Origin of the sequence: Rhizorhabdus phycosphaerae (genome assembly GCF_011044255.1) — a bacterium.
Classification (GTDB): Bacteria; Pseudomonadota; Alphaproteobacteria; order Sphingomonadales; family Sphingomonadaceae; genus Rhizorhabdus; species Rhizorhabdus phycosphaerae.
The window spans coordinates 12900-31132 of record NZ_CP049107.1 but is presented as its reverse complement, the minus strand read 5'-3'; the positions used below and the strand labels follow the sequence as shown (position 1 = coordinate 31132).

Genomic DNA, 18233 nt, shown 5'->3' with positions numbered 1-18233 from the left:
CGGCGCACGGACGGGGCGTCGGGAGGCGATGATGAGGGGGTCGGGCACGAACTATCTGGCCTTGGCGCTCCTGCTCGCGGCGTACGATGCGCCGCTGTCGGCGCAAGGCCAGTCGGGCGCATCGGCCGAGGCCGCCGTTACGATCGTCCAGCCGGCCAATGTTACGGCCGAACAGGCGGTGGTCATCGGCGCCGTCACCTTGCCGCTGATCAGCACTATCGGTGCCAGTGCGGGATCGACCACGCTGCCCCTGCCCGCGGGCTTCACCGCCCCACCGCGGATCAGCGTGGGAACGGAAGCGGCCGAGCAGGTGGCGCAGAGCATCCGTCCGGGGCTGTCCAGCCAGGCGAGCTTCACCTTGACCGGCGATCCCGACCAGGTCGTGTCGATCATCGTGCCTCAGACCGTGTCGCTGCTGCGCCTCAACGGCCAGGGCGAGGTCGAGTTCAGCACGACCACGAGCATAGCGGGCGGCGGCGGCACGCGGCTCGTCGCCTTCGGCAGGGACAGCGGCGCGCTGGCCTTCGACGTCGGCGGCGCGCTGCAGCCAAATGCCTCTGCGGAAGCCGGCAACTACGCGGGCGTCTTGGTGGTTGCGGTCCAATATAACTAGTATAAACCAACCTCAGGGTTGGGCTTTGGGCAGTGGGGATGCAGTTGGACAGGATGCAGGCAAGGCGACGGACGAAGGCGCCGCACCAATTTGCAGTCCTGCTGATGTCAGCCCTTCTGATGCCGCCCGCGCAGTGCTGGGCGCAGGGCGCCGCACCCGAGATTTCGGGGGGCGTGGCGAGCGTCAATCTCAACCCGAAACGCGTGACGTTCGACCGGCTGGGCAAATCCGCCACGATCTCGGTAGCCAGCAGCAGCGGCACGGGATCGTTCGACGTTGAACTCGTCGATCGCGTGATGCTTCCCGACGGACAGATCGTCCCGGCCACCGACGCCGCCGGCAAGCCCGAGCTCGAGCGGCTGAAGTCGGCGAAGGCCTATCTGATCGCCACGCCGCGCCGCATCAGGGTCGCGCAGGGCACCGGCCAGACCATCCGCATCCGGGCCGCCTCGACCGGCGAAGTCCCGCCCGGCGAATATCGCACGCATCTGACGGTGACGGGCATCCCGCCCGCCGACAGCGGTCTGACCGCCGAGGAAGCCGCCGGGCGCAAGGAAGGTCAGCTTTCCTTCCGGATCAATTCGGTGCTCGCGCTGTCGATCCCGGTGATCGTGCGCGTTGGTCCGATCGACGTGCGCGCCGGCATCGAGAAGGCGGTGATAGGGTTCGAGGACATCTCGCCGGACGGACAGGCGCCGGCCGTCCGCACGGCTGTACTGAAACTGGATCTCGTGAGGCAGGGGGCCAACTCGCTATATGGCGATCTCGAGATAAGGGGGAGCAGGAAGCAGGGGGAGGAACCGATCGGCGCCGTGCGCGGGATCGGCGTTTATCCGGAAATCGAGCGACGATATGTCAGGATCCCGCTGACGCGCATTCCAGCGCCCGGCGAGCTGATCGACATTCAGTTTCGCGACGACGACACGTCGCCGGGTAAGATCCTCAGCAAGGCTTCCGTCGCCGCTCCGTGAGGCGACCGCCGACCACGGCGTTCCTGTCATTGATGGCTCTGTCGTTTCTCGTTCCCGCACCGGCGGGCGCGGAGAGGACGGCGATGGTCGACTATATCGAGCCGACGGGTGACCCACTCGACGAGAATGACCTGCTGCTCGTCGAGGTGGTGCTCGACCGGCTGAACATCACCGACTCGCTGCCGGTCTACGCCTCCCCGATCGGCCTGCTCATACCCGTCGGTGAATTGTCCCGCCTCCTCGATGCCGATCTCAACGTGCAGCTGGGAGAGAAGCGTATCGTCGGAACCATCGGCGAGGCGCGTCGCTCGGTCGTGGCGGATCTGCCAACCGGGATCGTCCGGGTCGACGGCAATCTGCAGCTTCTGCTGGCGGGCGATATGATCGTCGGCGCCAACGACATCTATGTGCGGACGTCGCTGCTGGAGAAGCTGCTTCCTATTCGCGCCAGGCTGGATCCCGCAGCGCTGCGGCTGGAACTGGTCGCGCGCGAACCTTTGCCGATCCAGTCACGCCTCGATCGCCTTTCCCGCCTGCGCGGTCTGCAGGGCGGCGGCAGCGCCCCGAACGATGTCTATCGGGTCAAGTCCGACCCCGCGCTCGTGACGATGCCCAGCTTCGACGTGCTGGTGGAGGCCGGCGCGCAGGAGCGTCCGCCCCCCTACCCTTATCGCTATGACGTCCGCGCCGGCGGCGACCTGCTGTACAGCAACTTTCAAGGCTATATCGGTTCGGACCAGAAAGGCCGCCCGGTGACCGCGCGCATGCTGCTCGAGCGACGCGATGCGGACGGGGAGGCACTCGGCCCGCTCGGCTTCACCCGGGCCTCGGCCGGCGATATCTTCACGCCGGCTCTGCCACTCGGCGCGCGCAGCCTCGCCGGACGCGGCATTTCGCTGAGCACCGCCCCCCTCACCCAGACGAGCATCTTCGGCCGGGTCGATCTGCGCGGCGAGCTTCCGCTCGGCTATGATGTCGAGCTCTACGTCAACGACGTGCTGCGCAGCGGTCAATCGACCCCGGTCCAGGGCCGCTACGAGTTTCGCGACGTGCCGCTCCAGCGCGGCGTCAACATCATCCGCATCGTCGCCTATGGCCCGCGCGGAGAGCGGACCGAGGATGTCCGCGTGGTCAATGTCGGGGGTGGACAGCTCGAGCCGGGCCAGTTCGTCGCCGACCTCGGCGTCGCGCAGCAGGAGCGTACGGTTATCAGCTTCCCGTCACGCGACTCCAACGTGGTCGCCGGCCCGGGCGTCGGCGACATGCGCGTGACGGCCAGCATGGCCTATGGCCTGACGGAGAATGTCACGCTCGCCGGCGGGCTCGCCAGCTATTCGCCGAGCGGCGGCGGCGAGAGACTGCTCGGCACCGCAGGGATCCGCACCTCGGTCGCGGGGGTCGCGACGCAGCTCGACGGCGCCGTCGACGAGCGAGGTGGAACGGCCCTCGCCCTCGCCCTCGCGGGCGAATGGATGCGCGTATCGACGATCGTCCGCCATTCCGAATATGGCGGGGGCTTCGTCGACGAGACGATCCCGCGCGGCGGAGACGGGCGTGCACTGCGCCGGTCGAGCGAACTCAATCTGGATTGGCAGCTGCGCCCGTCGAAAGGTTTCGCCATTCCCTTTTCCTTCCGCATGACCCGCGATCAATATGCCAATGGCGACCGGAACTGGGCGGGACTCTTGCGGGCCTCGGCGCCGGTCGGGGGCCTGTATGTGTCCACCGGCTTCGATTTCGAGCGCACCGATCCGATCCTGGGTGGTGCCAGCAACAGGCTGTCTGGGCTGATCAGCCTGTCGTCCTTTGCCTTGTTCCAGTGGCAGCTGCGCGCGGCGGTCGATTATCAGCTGCTGCCCGACCTTCGCCTCGGTGCGCTCTCGCTGATCGCCGATCGCGACGTCGGCGAGAGCACTGCGGTGCGCATCGGGCTGGGTCAGAGCTTTCAGGACAGCAAGGAGAGCACCGTCCAGCTGTCCGCAATCCGGCGCCTCTCCTTTGCCGATCTGTCGCTCGATGCCCAATATAGCCGCCCCCGGAACGACTGGCGTCTCGGCCTCCAGCTCGCGTTCAGCCTCGTCCACGATCCGCTCGGCGGCGGATATCTGCCGCGCCGGCCGGGCGCGGCTTCGGGAGGCAGCGCGGCGATACAGGCTTTTCTGGACGACAATGGCAATGGCCGCTTCGACCGCAGCGAGGAGCCGGTTCCCGGCGTGGTCATGGCGGGATCGGGCGGCGAAGAGATCGTCACCGACGACAAGGGACGCGCGCTGGTCACGGGCCTCGGCTACGGCACCGTGGCTCAGGTCCGCACCAGCCTCGACAATGTCCAGCTCGACAATGTCGCAGGGCCGCCGCCAGTGTTGGAATTCACACCTCGCGCGGGCACGGTTGCTGTAATAGCCTATCCCATCCAGGCGAAGGGCGAGGTGATGATCACCATCACCGTCCGGCGCGGGGATCGGAAGGTGGGGCTTTCGGCTGTGAATTTGCGTGCGGTGAACGAGAATGGGGAGGCCTATGAGGCCAGGACCGAGTTCGACGGCAGTGCGCTGTTCGACGCACTCCGCCCGGGCAGCTACCGGCTCGAGATCGAGGAAGACCAGGCGCGCCGCCTGAACATGCGGCTGGCCGAGCCGGTCAGCTTCACGATCGGCGCCCAGGGCGGCCCCGCGCCGGATGTGCAGGCGATGGTGGTGTTCGAATGATCCGCGTCTTTCTCCGGCTGGCCCCGCCTGCCATTCTTGCCGCCACAGCCCAGCCGGGGCTGTCGCAGACCTACACCGTCAACGGCGTCAGCCCGATCACGGCCTATGGCGAGGTCGCTGCCGCCGTCTCTGGCAATACCGTCTTCGCCCAGAACAATACCACCGTAACCGTGCAGTCCGGCGGAGGCGCCCGGATCAAGGGCACCGTCCGCCGGGCGACCGTCACCATACGCTGCGCCGGAAGCGGGTCGCCCAATACATGCACGGTGGCGGGGAACCGGGCCAGGATCCGCGTCGGCGCCCTGAGCAGCACGGGTCGAGCAGGGACATTCCAGGAATTCATCGCGACCGGTGGTACCGGGACGATCTCCGGAACGACCACAGGCTCTCTGCTCGATTTCACGATGACGGGCTGGACCGGCACCGGCAATCTCACCTTTTTCCTCGACACGAAACTCCCCGTTGCGGGAGACGATACGGGCGGTGCGACCGGGGCACAGACCAGCACCTATTATGTCTATGTGGCCAAGGATCCGACGATCCCCACCACCGGGTCCACGGTAGCCGCGACCATCACCATCCGTCGCCCGCTGCAGATGGTGAAGAACTCCGATCTCAACTTCGGCACGCTGGTCCGGCAGCCATCGGGGGCTTCGGCGTCGGTGGTGATCAACAACAGCACCGGCATTCGCACCCAGACGGGCAATGCCAATCTGATCGCCCTGCCCAGCCCGTCACCCAGCCGCGCGCAGTTCACGATCACCGGCGAACCCAGCACAACCTTCGCGATCAGCTATTCGCCGACAGGCAACATCATCATGTCTAACGGTGCCAGCACGCTGAGCGTCACCACTTCCAAAACGGCCACGGGCAATCAGACCATGCCGGCTAGCGGCACGCTGACGCTTGGCGTCGGCGGCACGATCAGCGTGCTGTCGACCACGGCACGGGGCCAATACTCGGGCACCCTTACCGTCACGACGACATATAACTGAGAGGTCGCCCGCGATCGGCTCATATTGAACGGCCAGTTATCAGGCTGGCTTGAGCAGGCGCTTTCCGGCGCTTCCTCACTCGATGACCAGTTGCGCATCGGCGCAGCAATCGACGAGCTTATCATAGACGTCTGCAGCGACATTTATACAGCCGTCCGTGACGTCCCGCCGCCGCGCTGCCTGGGGCGAAGCGAGCCTCTCGGGCCGCTGCTCCCGAGGGCTCCCCAGCCATATCCGATGGATCGCGAAGATGGTGGAGTCGCCCTCTTCGAAGCTCAGCACATCTCCACCATAGCCCGGCGACACGACAATCCGCTGTCGAAGCCGGTAATGGCCCGCCGGCGTAGCCGCGCCGACCAGCGCGGGATGGCATTGGCCAAGAAAGCAGATCGACGCCAGACCGAGGCTGACGACGACCGTCAACGGCGGATGGTCTTCGGCGGGACCTCGACCTGAACGGTGCGCATCGTGCCGATCTCGCAGTCGCGCAGTTGGATGGTGGTTACCATTCTCTGGTTCGAGCTGGACGACCCCATGCCGCCTTGCCCCCAGCCACTGCCACCACCACCGCCAAGCGCGAAGTTGCGATTGCTCGCCACGCCGACGACCGTCGTGAACATGACCACCTGATGCCCGAAGAGCCGGACGTCTCCGTCGTCTTGCCGCTCGCTGCGGTAATCGATCAGGCGGCCATCCGGGTCACGGAACGGTTCCAGATCGTCGGACCATCCCTGCGGCACGGAAACGCTGCGGAACAGGCCGATGAAGGTGCCATCGACCGGCTGCCGGACGATGTGCTGGAGCGGCCCACAGGCGGAGGTCTCCTTGATGATGTCGCCGGTGGCAAGCTGCGACGACGGCGTTCCGGGAACCACGGGGGGTATCAGGATCGCTCTCGATCGATAGCTGCTCCGATTGGAAGCGTCGATCGCCGTATTGGTGGTTGCGGCGCTCTCCCCCCCGGCGGCCAGGCTCTGAGCGCCGGCTGCTGCCGCGGCCGCCGCCGAAGCCGAAACGTCCGTATCCCCGATCGCGACCGATTGGCCCGGCGCGACTGCCGACGGCACGGGCGTTTCGACAGTGGGCGGAGTCGTCGGATGGCCAGTGGTCGCATAGGTCACACCAGCGATGTTCACGAGGCACAGAGCGCCGCTCGCGAGAAATAAGACCCTGAATTTCATAAGCCACCATTACAAGAGAAACACTGTTGAACAGAATGACTTGGGTCACTTATTGTTCAATATTATTATAATTATATCTCTGATTTTCGACTGGAACCTTCTTAGCGACGGTAAATATAATACCGATATTATTCGTGTGTGGGGCGAATTAAATTTTTCTTCTAAACTATGCGATAAGTTTTGCGGAGAGAGGCATAGCAAAACATTGGACGTGACGATGGCGGCCCGAGCGATCGGCAGTCGGGCGACGCCAACTACAGCAGGAGATTACGCACTGCCGGATTCGCCCGGCGTCCACCCGAAAACGCTGCGCATATCCCGGCACATCAACGGTCGAGGCGCCCAATCATCGACGGCGGTAAAACGCCCGCTTCACGGCCTGTAATGCGACGGATCGCGCGTGAACCAGGTGCTCAGCGTGACCCGATCCTTGCCGACCACGGGTCTCACCCCGTGGGCCGCCCGCTCATCGCTCGGGTAGAAGACGAGGCTGCCCATTTTGGGACGGGACACATAGTGGCCGCCGTGGCCGTTGCGGATGAAGGTCTCACCGCCCTCGAAGTCGTCGTTGCAATAGGTCACCGCCGAATAATGCCGACACCCGAGCAGCGGATCGTCACCCGGATAGCCGTCATCCTTATGCTCGGCCATCGCCTTGCCCGGGCGCCATCGCACGAGATCGGTGAAATGGGGATAGACCGCCTCGCGCTGGCACAGGCAGATCAGCTGGGCAACGAGGATGCGATAGGCGCCGATCGCCCTGCGCAGTTCGGCATCCTGCCAATGGTCGAAGGAAAATGTGTCGCCTGCATGCCAGGGCAAGGCCTGATCCTGTCCCAGGATCGCCGGCTTATCGGTTCGCTCCCGGAGCATGTCGCTCAGCCCGCGACAGAGAAGCGGATCGAGAGCATCGTCGAACCGGTGGATGAACGGGCTGCCCGTCTCGATCTTCTGCACCTTGCCCCCTTACCCGGCTATCTACCCGATTATCTCACCTCGAAGACGCCGACAGAAGCGGATTCAGAACGGGGCCGTGATTATCTGTCCGGCAGAAGTAGCGACGAGTCGCCATAGCTGTAGAAGCGATAGCCCTGTGCGATCGCGTGAGCATAGGCCGCCTGCATCCGCTCGCGGCCCATCAGGGCGCTGACCAGCATGAACAGGGTCGACTTGGGCAGGTGGAAATTGGTCATCAGCCCGTCGATCGCGCGAAAACGGTAGCCGGGGGTGATGAAGATCGACGTGTCCCCGGCAAAGGGGCGGATGATGCCGTCTTCGCCGGTCGCACTCTCGAGCAGCCTCAGGCTGGTGGTACCGACGGAGATCACACGTCCCCCTGCTGCTCTGACCGCGTTGAGGCGGTCGGCGACATGCGGCTCAATGCGCCCCCATTCGGCATGCATCCGATGGTCGTCGGTATCGTCCGCCTTGACCGGCAGGAAAGTCGCTGCGCCGACATGCAGCGTAAGCGTCTCGCTCACGATCCCCGCCGTCGCCAGGGCGTCCATCAGGCGCGGAGTAAAATGCAGCGCGGCCGTGGGTGCGGCCACCGCGCCCTTCTCGCGCGCGAACATCGTCTGATAATCGTCGAGGTCACGCTCGTCGGCCGCGCGCTTTCCCGCGATATAGGGCGGAAGCGGCATGGTACCGGCCCGCTCCAGCAAAAGCTCGACGGGTTCGTCACCCTCGAACTCGAGCAGGATCGCGCCATCGTCGCCCCGCTCGCGCGCGACGGCAAAAACCTCCTGCCCGAAATCGATCCGGTCGCCGATCCTGACGCGCTTCGCGTTACGGACGAAGGCGCGCCAGCTGCGCAGACCCTCGCGCTTGTGGAGCGTCGCGCCGATCCGTGCATCTCCACGCCGGCCTTCGAGTTGGGCCGGGATCACGCGTGTATCGTTGAAGACGAGGCAGTCTCCCGCCCGGAGCAGGCCCGGAAGGTCGCTGACCCGATGATCCCCGAAGGGGTCGCTCGCCCCCCTTATGTTCAGGAGGCGCGCGCTGTCCCGGGGGTCCGCGGGGCGGAGGGCGATATTTTCCGCAGGAAGGTCGAAGTCGAAAAGATCGACGCGCATATCAGTTCGGCTGGGCCGGAGCCTCTTCGGTGGCGACATGGTCGACGGCGGCGGCCGTCGGCGACGGGCTGATCGCATCGACGGCAGCCGCAGTCCCGCCGGAAGCGGGACGCCCGCTTTCCTCGCGTGCAGCCTTCTCCTGCTCCTTGGCGGCCTTGCGCGCGGCCTTTTCCTGCTCCTTCTTCGCCTTGGCGTCGGCCTCCGCCTTCTCCTCGGCCTCCTTGCGCGCCTGCTTCGCGGCCTTTCCGGTCAGCGCGGGCGCGGCATCCGCGGGTTTTTCCGGCGGCGGCACGAAAGCCACCGGCGGCTGCCCCTGGTCATCGGACTGGATCGACGCATGCACGATCTTCGAAGGGTTCGCCGGCGGCTCGCCGCGCTCGAGCGCATCGACATATTGCATGCCCGCGACGACGCGGCCGATCACCGTATAGTTGCGGTCGAGCGTCAGGTTCGGCTGAAGCATGATGTAGAACTGGCTGTTGGCGCTGTCCGGCGATTGCGCGCGCGCCATCGCCATCGCACCGCGGACGTGCGGCAGATCGTTGAACTCCGCCTTCAGGTCGGGAAGGTCCGATCCGCCCTCGCCGGTGCCCTGCGGATCGCCGCCCTGCGCCATGAAGCCCTCGATGACGCGGTGGAAGACCAGGCCGTCATAGAAGTGGCGCCGCGTCAGCGTCTTGATCCGGTCGACCGAATAGGGCGCCTTGTCGGGACGAAGCTGGATCTGCACCCGACCGCCGGTGGAAAGATCGAGGTTCAGGATGTTCTGCGGGTCCTGAGGGGGCGGCACGTCTCCCGCGACCTGTGCGACACTGGTCCCGGCCATGAACAGGCCGGCAAGGGCCGCGACAATCAACTTCGAACGCATCAGATCCATTCTCCAACCGCGCAGGGCGCGGGTTCCTTACTCGCAGCGGGCTTGCGGTCGGCTGAACCGACCGGCCCTTCAACTACCCTTCTTACCGATCTTTTCGACGCGCGCGACGACTTCCTGCACGACCCGCGCGGGAACGAAACGATCGATCGCGCCGCCATAGAGCGCGATTTCCTTCACGAGCCGGGATGCGATCGGCTGCAGGGCGACATCGGCCATCAGGAACACCGTTTCGACGCGGTTGTTGAGCTGCTGGTTCATGCCCGCCATCTGATATTCATATTCGAAGTCGGCGACGGCGCGCAGACCGCGGACGATGATCGAAGCGCCCATCCGCTCGGCGAAATCCATCAACAGCGAATCGAAGGCGACGATCTCGAGGCGATCGCTGAGGTCTGCCGTCTCCCGGCGCACCATAGCCAGCCGCTCGTCGAGGGTGAACATCGGCGACTTGGACGGATTGGTCGTCACTCCGACCACCAACCGGTCGACCAGCTTTGCGCCGCGACGGATGATGTCCATATGGCCCAGAGTAATCGGGTCGAACGTGCCCGGATAGACGCCGATGCGCATGTGCTTTTCCTCTTGTGTCAGCGGTCGCGCCGGACCGTGTAGGCGGCAATATCCCGCAGCAGATCGGCCTCCGCCCCGAATGCGGAGAGATGGGCGATCGCCTGCTCGCTCAGCAGGGTCGCCTGCGCACGCGCCCGCTCGACCCCGAGCAGGGAGACGAAGGTGGCCTTGCCGGCGGCCTCGTCCTTGCCGACCGCCTTGCCGGTCGTGGCGGCATCGCCCTCGACGTCGAGAAGATCGTCGGCGATCTGGAAGGCCAGGCCCAGATCATGCGCATAGTTGCGCAGGCGCGTACGCCCTTCCGGCGGCACGCGACCCAAAATGGCCCCGGCCTCGACCGCAAAACCGATCAGTGCGCCGGTCTTGAGCTGCTGAAGCCGCGTCACGATGCCCAGGTCCTGGTCGAGCGCGGGGGCCGCCATGTCCATGGCCTGCCCCCCGACCATCCCGGCCGGACCCGAAGCGACGGCAAGCGCGGTGACCAGCTCGCAGCGGACGAACGGATCGGGATGGGTCGCCTCGCTGCCGATGATCTCGAACGCCAGCGCCTGCAGCCCGTCGCCGACGAGAATTGCCGTCGCCTCGTCGAAAGCCTTGTGGACCGTAGGCTTGCCGCGGCGCATGTCGTCGTCGTCCATCGCCGGCAGATCATCGTGGACGAGGCTGTAGACGTGGATCGCCTCGATCGCGAGACCGACACGCAGGGCGCATTCGGGATCGACCGCGAAGAGCCGGGCCGAAGCCGAGACCAGCAGCGGGCGCAGGCGCTTGCCGCCGCCGATGGCGGCATGACGCATCGCTTCGTAGAGCGGGCGCCGGCTGTCTTCCGGTAGCGTCAGCAACAGGTCGAAACGGGAGTCGATCTCGCGTGCCAGCGCGGCGATTTCGGTGGCGAGGCGGTCGCTCATCCGCTCAGCCCGCGTCGAAGGGCTCGGTTCCCCGGGGGACGCCGTCCGCTCCGAGACTGATTTTCTCGATCCGGGCCTTGGCCGCGTTGAGCCGCTGTTCGCACAGCCGCTTCAGCGCATCGCCCTTCGCATAGAGCGAGATCGACTGGTCGAGCGGAACCTCGCCCGACTCAAGCTGACGGACGATCGTCTCGAGCTGTTTCAGGGCGTCCTCGAAGGAGAGGTCGGCGATGGCTGCGCTGTCATCCATGGGCGAGGCTTTTGGGCTGGGGCGTGGCGGGGGTCAAGTCGCGACTGGCGGCAGAGACCGGCGGCCCGCCGCCGAGGACAGCCGAAAGGTCCGGCCTGGCGGGCCGATCGCCCGGGCGATGCACAAAGAAGCATCGCCGGGCGACCGCACGGACCGGACCATGCCGCCATGATGGCGGCCGGCCGGGGTCAGTTCTTCTTGAACGGATCCTGGAAGGTCGCACCACCAAAGGTGGAGGTCTCTTCCGCATGGACGTCGTCCGCGCGGCGCGCCGCGGCATCGCGCTGAGCGCGCAGTTCCTCGATGAGCGCCTCGCGGTCGCCTTCGAGACGGGTATCGGGCACGGCTTCGATGCCTGCCGCCTTCGCGGCCTTGGCGACGATCGCGTCGAGCTCGCGCTGCGAGCAGAGGCCCAGCGTCACCGGATCCTTGGGAACGATGTTCGAGATGTTCCAGTGGGTGCGGTCGCGGATCGCTGCAATGGTCGTGCGCGTCGTGCCGATCAGCTTTGAGATCTGACCGTCCGATACTTCCGGATGATTGCGGATGATCCAGGCGATGCCGTCGGGCTTGTCCTGGCGCTTGGACACGGGGGTATAACGCGGACCCTTGGTGCGGCGGAGCTGGTCGGGGCCCTTCTGCATCACCAGGCGGTAATTGGCGTCCTTCTGGCCCTTTTCGATCTCGCTCATGGTCAGCTCGCCGGCGCGAACCGGGTCGCGGCCCGTGAGCTTCGTCGCCGCCATGTCATCGGCGATGGCCTGAATCTCGAGGATGTGCAGACCGCAGAACTCGGCGATCTGCTGGAAGCTGAGCGCAGTGTTGTCGACCAGCCACGAAGCGGTGGCGTGGGGCATGAGCGGCTGGGCCATGGCGGTCCTCCAAATAAAAGGGCCGCCCCTTCACGGAGCGGCCTGAGCGTCGCCATGATGTACTGAAGCCGCGCGGGAAGCACAAGGCTGGACGTGCGGTAGCCCGATTCCCCTTATGCCGGCTCAGGCTGCCCGGCGCAGACGGCCAACGCCCTGCGGCACGAGCGCGCCCAGAAACTGCTCCGCGCTCCGCCGCCAGCCGAAGGTCGCGCCGTAGGCCGCCGCAGCAGCCCGGTCGCGTTCCAGCGCAGCGGCTATGGCGGCGGCGAGATCTTCGTCCATCGCCGACGAGGCCGGGTCGAGAACGTCGATCGGCCCTGTGACCGGGAAGGCCGCCACCGGCGTACCGCAGGCGAGCGCCTCGATCATCACCAGCCCGAACGTGTCGGTGCGGCTCGGGAAGACGAAGACGTCGGCCCCGGCATAGGCCGATGCGAGTTCCTCGCCATGCAGGGCCCCCAGGAAATGTACGTCGGGATAGCGGCGTTCGAGGGACGCTCGGGCCGGCCCGTCGCCGACCACGACCTTGGTCCCGGCGACGTCCGCCGCAAGGAAGGCCTCGACATTCTTCTCGACCGCGACGCGACCGACATAGAGCTGGATCGGGCGGGCCATGGCCGCCAGCGCGGGATGCGCAGCCCGGTCGGGGCGAAACAGCGCGAGATCCACGCCCCTGCCCCAGCGCCGCACCGGTCCGATGCCCCGCGCATCGAGGACCGCTTCGATCGACGGGGTCGAAGCCAGGATCGCGGCGGACGGCCCGTGGAACCAGCGGATATAGCGCCAGAACCAGTCGGCGGGCATGCCCGTCCGCTCCGCGACATAGTCGGGAAACTGGGTATGATAGGCGCTGGTGAAAGCCAGCCGGCGCGACAGGCAGTAGCGGCGCGCGGCGAGGCCGATCGGCCCCTCGGTCGCGATGTGGATCGCATCGGCACCGAATTCGGCGATCCGCCGCCCGACACCGGCATGGGTCGTCAGCGCCAGCCGGATTTCGGGATAGCTCGGACAGGGCAGCGTGCGAAACTGGTCCGGCGCGACGACGCACACCTCATGCCCCATCGCGACGAGCTCGGCCGTCACCGCCTGCAACGTCCGGACTACGCCGTTGACCTGCGGCGCCCAGGCATCGGTGGCGATCGCGATCCTCATCCTCGGTCGCTCCTCAGGCCGCCATGGCCGGCGCGGCTTCGCGGCGCGCGGCGATCTCGTCGGCCCAGTGGAGCACTTCCAGCCGGCCGTCGAAATGCTCGACGAGTGCGGTGCAGCCCTCGACCCAGTCGCCGTCATTATAATAGACGATCCCACCGAAATCGCGGATCTCGGCGGTGTGGATGTGGCCGCAGACGACCCCATCGACACCCCTGTCGCGCGCATCGTGCGCCACCGCTTCCTCGAAGCGCGAAATGAACTCGACCGCGTTCTTGACCTTGTGCTTGGCGTGCTTCGACAGCGACCAATAGGGCAGATCGAGCCGCTGCCGCACCGCGTTGATCACGATGTTCAGCCGCATCAGCCCCGAATAGGCGGCGTCGCCGAGGAAGGCGAGCCAGCGGTGGCACATCACGACCGCGTCATATTCGTCGCCATGGGTGACCATCAGCCGGCGTCCGTCGGCGGTGTCGTGAATGGCGTGACGGCGGATCTCTATGCCGCCGAAGGTCAGCCCCGAAAACTGCCGGAACATCTCGTCGTGATTGCCAGGGATATAGACGACCCGGGTACCGCGCTTGGCGCGCTTCATCACGCGCCAGACGATGTCGTTGTGCGCCGAGGGCCAATACCAGCTGCGGCGCAACTTCCAGCCGTCGATGATGTCGCCGACGAGGTACATCGTCTCGCTGTCGGTGGAATCGAGAAAGTCGATCAACATCTGCGCATTGCAGCCGCGCGTGCCCAGGTGGACGTCGGAGATCCAGATCGTGCGATAGCGCTTCCGCTTCCGCTTCGCTTCGGGGATCGTCGGCCGAAGGTCCTGAAAATCGGCGATCCGGGTGATGGCATTCATCGCTCGTCTCCTGGCTGGATGACGTGCGAAGCCTATGATTCAACTTTGTTACAGGCGCCTTGGGGTTTCGCTTACGCCTTTATGACAGATGTTCATCCATTTTCTCGGATGTCCCGGCGCTAAGCCGCGCGCTTCAACAAGATAGCGGAGAAAGATGCCAGGCAGGGCGAAGTCGGTTTTCCACATCGGCCCGCTGCGGTTATGGGGCGCCGAAGCATGAAGGAGCCGAAAAAGATGCAGGTCTATGGCGATTCGATCTCGGGCAACTGCCTGAAGGTGAAATGGACGGCGGCGATTCTCGGCATCGCAATCGACTGGGTCGAGACGAGCGTCCTCGACGGTTCGACCCGAACGCCGGCCTTTCTCGCGATGAATCCAGCCGGACAGGTGCCGATCCTCGTCCGCGACGACGGCAGCAGCCTCGCCCAGTCGAATGCGATCATCCTACACCTGGCCGAGGGCAGCCCACTCATCCCCGCCGATCCGGTGCTGCGGGCCAAGATGTTCGAATGGCTGTTCTGGGAGCAGTATAGCCACGAGCCCTATGTCGCGGTCGCCCGCTTCCAGCTCCACTATCTGGGCAGGGCGCGAAGCGAGCTGGAACCGAAGATCGTCGAGCGCGGCCATGCAGCGCTCGCGCTGCTCGACAGACATCTTTCCACCAGCGACTGGCTGGTCGGCCAGGGCCTTACCCTCGCCGACATCGCACTCGTGGCCTATAGCCGGGTCGCTGACGAAGGGGGTTTCGACCTCGACGCCTATCCGGCGCTGCAGCGCTGGATCGGGCGGGTCGAGACTGCCCTCGGCATCTGATCGGGCAGCCGTCCCGGGAGCAACCGGGACGGCGTCCGAACCCGATCAGGCGACCTTCTGGTCAGCCGAGCCATTCTCGCGCAGCCAGGCAAGGACATTATCCGGCGAACTGACGCCATAAGGATCCTCGTCCGAGCCGTCGTCATTGATCCCCGGCTCCTCGAACCAGGCGACGACTCGGCCGTCCTCGACCACCATCGAATAGCGCCACGAGCGATCGCCGAAGCCGAGATGATCCTTCTTGATCAGCATGCCCATGCGGCGGGTGAAATCGCCCGAGCCGTCCGGCAGCATCTTGACCTTGTCGACGCCCAGATGCTTGCCCCACTGGTACATCACGAAGGCGTCGTTGACCGACAGGCAATAGACGTCGTCGGCGCCTGCCGCGCGGAGGTCTTCGTAGGAGCGCTCATAGGCCGGGCACTGCTCGGTGCTGCAGGTCGGCGTGAAGGCGCCCGGCAGCGCGAACACCACCACGCGGCGGCCCTTGAACAGCTCGCCCGTGTGGATGTCCTGCCAGCGAAACGGATTGGGCCCGCCGACGCTCTCGTCGCGGACACGGGTCTTCAGGGTAACGTCGGGAACGGTACGGCCCAGCATCGATAATCTCCTTGATACGGTCGAACGCCAGATGCCCGGAATGTTCTGATCGATCCAATTGGATTATGCGGTCTCAGTGATCGATTTTACGATCAAATCTGCGTTGGGCATGGGCCGACGAACCTGTAACGCGGGACAGGGAGGTCAGTGCCCCGCATCCGGGGCCACAGCTCGATTAACGGATCGGCCCCTCGGCGCGGCCCTGGACGAACTGATCCACATAGGGATTGCCGCTGTCATAGAGCCGGTCGCGCGGCCCGGTCCAGACGATCCGCCCCTGGTAGAGCATCGCGACACGGTGGGCGATCTTGCGCGCCGACGCCATGTCGTGCGTGATCGTGAGTGCGGTCACGCCAAGCTCCTCGACCAGTTCGACGATCAGATCGTTGATCACGTCGGCGCGGATCGGATCAAGACCGGTCGTCGGTTCGTCGAAGAAGATGATCTCGGGGCGCGGCGCGATCGCCCGCGCGAGGGCAACGCGCTTCTGCATGCCCCCGGACAATTCGCTGGGGCGCAGGTCGAGCACCTTGGCGTCGAGACCGACGCGCTCCAGGTTTTCCGTCGCGATGCGCCGCATGTTGGTCGCATCGCGCAGCCGGCCCTGGGTCAGCGCAAAGGTCACGTTCCGCCAGATGGGAAGCGAATCGAACAGGGCAGAACCCTGAAACAGCATCCCGAACTTGGCGCGCGCCCGTTCCAGTTCGCGGGTCGACATGGAGGCGAGATCCTCGCCATCGACGCGGATTTCTCCACGGTCGGGACGGATCAGGCCGAGGATGCACTTCAGCATCACCGACTTGCCGCTGCCCGACTGGCCGATAATGACCATCGATTCGCCGCGCTCGATGGAAAGATCGACACCATCGAGGACGCGGTTCGAACCGAACGCCTTGCCGACGCCCTGAAGGATGATCTTGGGTTCGCTCGCCATCAGCCGAACGCCACCAGCGTGATGATCATGTTGCTCAGCAGGATCAGGATGAAGGCCGAAACCACCGCATCGGTGGTCGCGCGTCCTACACCTGCGGCACCACCCTGCGCCTTGAAGCCGTGATAGCAGCCCATCAGCGCAATGAAGAAGCCGAAGAAGGCGGATTTGACGATCGCCATCTGCAGGTCGGTCGCGGTCAGGAACTGGCGGGTGGTCTGCAGATAACCGATCGCGTTGAAGTCGAGCTTGTAGACCGCGACGAAATAGCCGCCGAAAATCCCGATCGCATTGGCGATCAGCACCATCAGCGGGATCGCGATCAGCGCGGCGATCAGCCGCGGCGCGATCAGATAGCGATAGGGATCGGTGCGCAACGTGGTGAGCGCATCGAGCTGCTCCGTGACGCGCATCGTGCCGAGTTCGGCCGCCATCGCCGAAGACACGCGGCCTGCGACCATCAGGCCGACCAGCACGGGGCCGAGTTCGCGGACGATGCCAAGGACGACGATCGCCGGGACGGTCGAGGTCGCGTTGAAGCGGGAGCCGGCGGTGAAGGTCTGCTGCGCCAGCGCGGCGCCCGAGAAGATCGCGGTCATGCCCACCACCGGCAGCGAGAACCAGCCGATCTGCATCAGCTGCTCGAACAGCCGCGCGGGATAATAAGGGGGCCGGATCGCACGCGACAGCGTCGTTGCTGCGAAAGCCGCGACGCGCCCTATGGCGCCGAGCGCGGTGATCAGGACTCTCCCGATCGACGCGAAGAAAGCGATGATCTGCTGCAAAATCGCGTAGGTCCTACTCTGTCCAGAGCCGCTGATAGCGGGAGCCGAGCCCCGTCAGCAACTCATATTGCGACAAGCCGGTAAGGCGGGATGCCTCGTCGAGCCGGTAATCGATGGCCAGCCAGTCGCCCTCTCCGACTTCGGCCGAACCCATATCGACCGCAATAAGATCCATCGAAACGCGTCCGACCAGCGGGCAGCCAGCCTCGCCGAGGCGCGCCGAGCCTCGACCGGCGAAGGCCCGGAGATAGCCATCGGCATAGCCGAGATTGAGAATGGCGATACGCGTCGGCTGCTGGGCGACGAAGGTCGCGCCATAGCCGACGCTCTGGCCCGGGAGGACGTCGCGGACCTGCAGCACCTGCGCTTCGATGGCGGCGACCGGACGAATATGCCCCTGCGCCGCAGGATGGGGGACTCCGCCATAGAGCGCGAGGCCCGGGCGGGTCAGGTCGAAGCCATAGGCCGGACCGAGACAGGCACCCGCCGAATTGGCGAGACTGTAGCGGCGCGCCGGAACCGCGCCCGCGACTTCGACGAACTGCGCCCGCTGCCTCTCGGTCAACGGGTGACCCGGCTCGTCCGCGCAGGCGAGGTGGCTCAGCAGCAGATCGATGTTGAGCCCGTCGAGCAGGCCCGAGCAGGCCTCCTCAACCGTCAGACCCAGGCGGTTCATGCCGGTGTCGACCATGACATCGCAGGGACGGCCTGCGGCGACCTGCTTCCACCGCGCAACCATGGCCGCGCTGTTGAGGACCGGGCGCGCCGACGAGGCGAGCGCGGCGTCCATATCCTCGGCGCGCGCGCCATGAAGCACGGAAAGCGAGACACTCTGGGGAAGCGCGAGCTGATCGGCCTCGGCCCAGGTCGCGACGAAGAAATCGCGGCAGCCGGCACCCGCCAGATGGCGAACGACCTCGCGCGCGCCAAGGCCATAGCCGTCAGCCTTGACGGCGGCACCGGCGGGGGCACCGCCCTGCCCGGCCAGCCAGCGCCAGTTCGCGACCAGCGCGGCGGAATCGAGGGTAAGGCGGAGGGGCAGATCCTTGGGGCTCACCCGAGCGCGATAGCCGCCC

At 65.8% G+C, this 18233-nt stretch carries 19 protein-coding genes and 1 pseudogene; 5 read left to right on the top strand and 15 right to left on the bottom strand.

The window, feature by feature from the left end; genetic code table 11:
- Nucleotides 1–28: 28 nt before the first annotated feature.
- The 4 genes from G6P88_RS00160 to G6P88_RS00145 all read left to right on the top strand — a co-directional run bounded on the left by G6P88_RS00160 (nt 29) and on the right by G6P88_RS00145 (nt 5287).
- Entirely contained in the window at nt 29–613 is a 585-nt protein-coding gene (locus G6P88_RS00160; RefSeq protein ID WP_165321275.1) for a DUF4402 domain-containing protein, read from the top strand.
- A gap of 104 nt (nt 614–717) precedes the next feature.
- Nucleotides 718–1584, top strand: coding sequence for a fimbrial biogenesis chaperone (locus tag G6P88_RS00155; RefSeq protein WP_165321274.1), 867 nt, complete (start codon nt 718–720; stop codon nt 1582–1584).
- 32 nt (nt 1585–1616) lie between these two features.
- The gene (locus tag G6P88_RS00150; protein ID WP_165321273.1) at nt 1617–4292 is read left to right on the top strand and encodes a fimbria/pilus outer membrane usher protein; all 2676 of its coding nucleotides are present in this window, start codon (nt 1617–1619) and stop codon (nt 4290–4292) included.
- On the top strand, nt 4289–5287 hold the full coding sequence (locus G6P88_RS00145; RefSeq protein ID WP_165321272.1) for a DUF4402 domain-containing protein: 999 nt from the start codon (nt 4289–4291) through the stop codon (nt 5285–5287). The genes G6P88_RS00150 and G6P88_RS00145 overlap by 4 nt, the downstream gene beginning before the upstream one ends.
- A 75-nt stretch (nt 5288–5362) precedes the next feature.
- Here G6P88_RS00145 and G6P88_RS00140 read toward each other — a convergent pair whose 3' ends face one another.
- The 11 genes and pseudogenes from G6P88_RS00140 to G6P88_RS00090 form a co-directional block, all read right to left on the bottom strand.
- The gene (locus G6P88_RS00140) at nt 5363–5710 is read right to left on the bottom strand and encodes a murein L,D-transpeptidase (protein WP_165321271.1); all 348 of its coding nucleotides are present in this window, start codon (nt 5708–5710) and stop codon (nt 5363–5365) included.
- On the bottom strand, nt 5707–6423 hold the full coding sequence (locus G6P88_RS00135; RefSeq protein WP_165321270.1) for a hypothetical protein: 717 nt from the start codon (nt 6421–6423) through the stop codon (nt 5707–5709). The genes G6P88_RS00140 and G6P88_RS00135 overlap by 4 nt, the downstream gene beginning before the upstream one ends.
- Nucleotides 6424–6840: 417 nt before the next feature.
- Entirely contained in the window at nt 6841–7425 is a 585-nt protein-coding gene (locus tag G6P88_RS00130; protein ID WP_165321269.1) for a 2OG-Fe(II) oxygenase, read from the bottom strand.
- An 80-nt stretch (nt 7426–7505) separates the two neighbouring features.
- Nucleotides 7506–8543 (bottom strand): tRNA preQ1(34) S-adenosylmethionine ribosyltransferase-isomerase QueA, encoded by a 1038-nt coding sequence (queA, locus tag G6P88_RS00125; RefSeq protein WP_165321268.1) that lies wholly within the window; start codon nt 8541–8543, stop codon nt 7506–7508.
- A 318-nt stretch (nt 8544–8861) separates the two neighbouring features.
- Nucleotides 8862–9369 (bottom strand): annotated as a pseudogene (locus G6P88_RS20495) (peptidylprolyl isomerase); the annotation flags it as partial.
- Between the two features lie 120 nt (nt 9370–9489).
- Complete coding sequence (gene coaD, locus G6P88_RS00115; protein ID WP_165321266.1) at nt 9490–9990, bottom strand: pantetheine-phosphate adenylyltransferase; 501 nt, start codon at nt 9988–9990, stop codon at nt 9490–9492.
- Between the two features lie 17 nt (nt 9991–10007).
- A complete protein-coding gene (locus G6P88_RS00110; protein WP_165321265.1) occupies nt 10008–10898 on the bottom strand; it encodes a polyprenyl synthetase family protein in 891 nt (296 codons plus the stop codon).
- A 4-nt stretch (nt 10899–10902) separates the two neighbouring features.
- Nucleotides 10903–11148: an exodeoxyribonuclease VII small subunit gene (locus G6P88_RS00105; RefSeq protein ID WP_165321264.1), complete on the bottom strand. Its 246-nt coding sequence runs from the start codon at nt 11146–11148 to the stop codon at nt 10903–10905.
- A gap of 188 nt (nt 11149–11336) precedes the next feature.
- Nucleotides 11337–12020, bottom strand: coding sequence for a DUF1013 domain-containing protein (locus tag G6P88_RS00100; protein WP_165321263.1), 684 nt, complete (start codon nt 12018–12020; stop codon nt 11337–11339).
- Between the two features lie 123 nt (nt 12021–12143).
- The gene (locus tag G6P88_RS00095; RefSeq protein WP_165321262.1) at nt 12144–13172 is read right to left on the bottom strand and encodes a glycosyltransferase family 4 protein; all 1029 of its coding nucleotides are present in this window, start codon (nt 13170–13172) and stop codon (nt 12144–12146) included.
- 13 nt (nt 13173–13185) lie between these two features.
- A complete protein-coding gene (locus G6P88_RS00090) occupies nt 13186–14028 on the bottom strand; it encodes a UDP-2,3-diacylglucosamine diphosphatase (protein WP_165321261.1) in 843 nt (280 codons plus the stop codon).
- Between the two features lie 216 nt (nt 14029–14244).
- On the opposite strand from G6P88_RS00090, the gene G6P88_RS00085 reads away from it, so the two are divergent.
- A complete protein-coding gene (locus G6P88_RS00085) occupies nt 14245–14841 on the top strand; it encodes a glutathione S-transferase family protein (protein ID WP_226946661.1) in 597 nt (198 codons plus the stop codon).
- Between the two features lie 45 nt (nt 14842–14886).
- Here the strand turns inward: G6P88_RS00085 and G6P88_RS00080 are convergent, their stop codons facing one another.
- The 4 genes from G6P88_RS00080 to alr all read right to left on the bottom strand — a co-directional run bounded on the left by G6P88_RS00080 (nt 14887) and on the right by alr (nt 18214).
- Nucleotides 14887–15441, bottom strand: a complete 555-nt coding sequence (locus G6P88_RS00080) for a peroxiredoxin (protein WP_165321260.1) — start codon at nt 15439–15441, stop codon at nt 14887–14889.
- A gap of 175 nt (nt 15442–15616) precedes the next feature.
- Complete coding sequence (locus G6P88_RS00075) at nt 15617–16375, bottom strand: ABC transporter ATP-binding protein (RefSeq protein WP_165321259.1); 759 nt, start codon at nt 16373–16375, stop codon at nt 15617–15619.
- On the bottom strand, nt 16375–17160 hold the full coding sequence (locus G6P88_RS00070) for an MlaE family ABC transporter permease (protein ID WP_206335915.1): 786 nt from the start codon (nt 17158–17160) through the stop codon (nt 16375–16377). The genes G6P88_RS00075 and G6P88_RS00070 overlap by 1 nt, the downstream gene beginning before the upstream one ends.
- A 10-nt stretch (nt 17161–17170) precedes the next feature.
- On the bottom strand, nt 17171–18214 hold the full coding sequence (gene alr, locus G6P88_RS00065) for an alanine racemase (protein WP_165321258.1): 1044 nt from the start codon (nt 18212–18214) through the stop codon (nt 17171–17173).
- Nucleotides 18215–18233: the final 19 nt, after the last annotated feature.

Excerpts from the sequence above, each read along its gene's own strand:
- G6P88_RS00160 (WP_165321275.1), top strand. The coding sequence starts at position 29 with ATGATGAGGGGGTCGGGCACGAACTATCTGGCCTTGGCGCTCCTGCTC.
- G6P88_RS00155 (WP_165321274.1), top strand. The coding sequence starts at position 718 with ATGTCAGCCCTTCTGATGCCGCCCGCGCAGTGCTGGGCGCAGGGCGCC.
- G6P88_RS00150 (WP_165321273.1), top strand. The coding sequence starts at position 1,617 with ATGGCTCTGTCGTTTCTCGTTCCCGCACCGGCGGGCGCGGAGAGGACG.
- G6P88_RS00145 (WP_165321272.1), top strand. The coding sequence starts at position 4,289 with ATGATCCGCGTCTTTCTCCGGCTGGCCCCGCCTGCCATTCTTGCCGCC.
- queA (WP_165321268.1), bottom strand. The coding sequence starts at position 8,543 with ATGCGCGTCGATCTTTTCGACTTCGACCTTCCTGCGGAAAATATCGCC.
- coaD (WP_165321266.1), bottom strand. The coding sequence starts at position 9,990 with ATGCGCATCGGCGTCTATCCGGGCACGTTCGACCCGATTACTCTGGGC.
- G6P88_RS00110 (WP_165321265.1), bottom strand. The coding sequence starts at position 10,898 with ATGAGCGACCGCCTCGCCACCGAAATCGCCGCGCTGGCACGCGAGATC.
- G6P88_RS00105 (WP_165321264.1), bottom strand. The coding sequence starts at position 11,148 with ATGGATGACAGCGCAGCCATCGCCGACCTCTCCTTCGAGGACGCCCTG.
- G6P88_RS00100 (WP_165321263.1), bottom strand. The coding sequence starts at position 12,020 with ATGGCCCAGCCGCTCATGCCCCACGCCACCGCTTCGTGGCTGGTCGAC.
- G6P88_RS00095 (WP_165321262.1), bottom strand. The coding sequence starts at position 13,172 with ATGAGGATCGCGATCGCCACCGATGCCTGGGCGCCGCAGGTCAACGGC.
- G6P88_RS00090 (WP_165321261.1), bottom strand. The coding sequence starts at position 14,028 with ATGAATGCCATCACCCGGATCGCCGATTTTCAGGACCTTCGGCCGACG.
- G6P88_RS00085 (WP_226946661.1), top strand. The coding sequence starts at position 14,245 with ATGAAGGAGCCGAAAAAGATGCAGGTCTATGGCGATTCGATCTCGGGC.
- G6P88_RS00080 (WP_165321260.1), bottom strand. The coding sequence starts at position 15,441 with ATGCTGGGCCGTACCGTTCCCGACGTTACCCTGAAGACCCGTGTCCGC.
- G6P88_RS00075 (WP_165321259.1), bottom strand. The coding sequence starts at position 16,375 with ATGGCGAGCGAACCCAAGATCATCCTTCAGGGCGTCGGCAAGGCGTTC.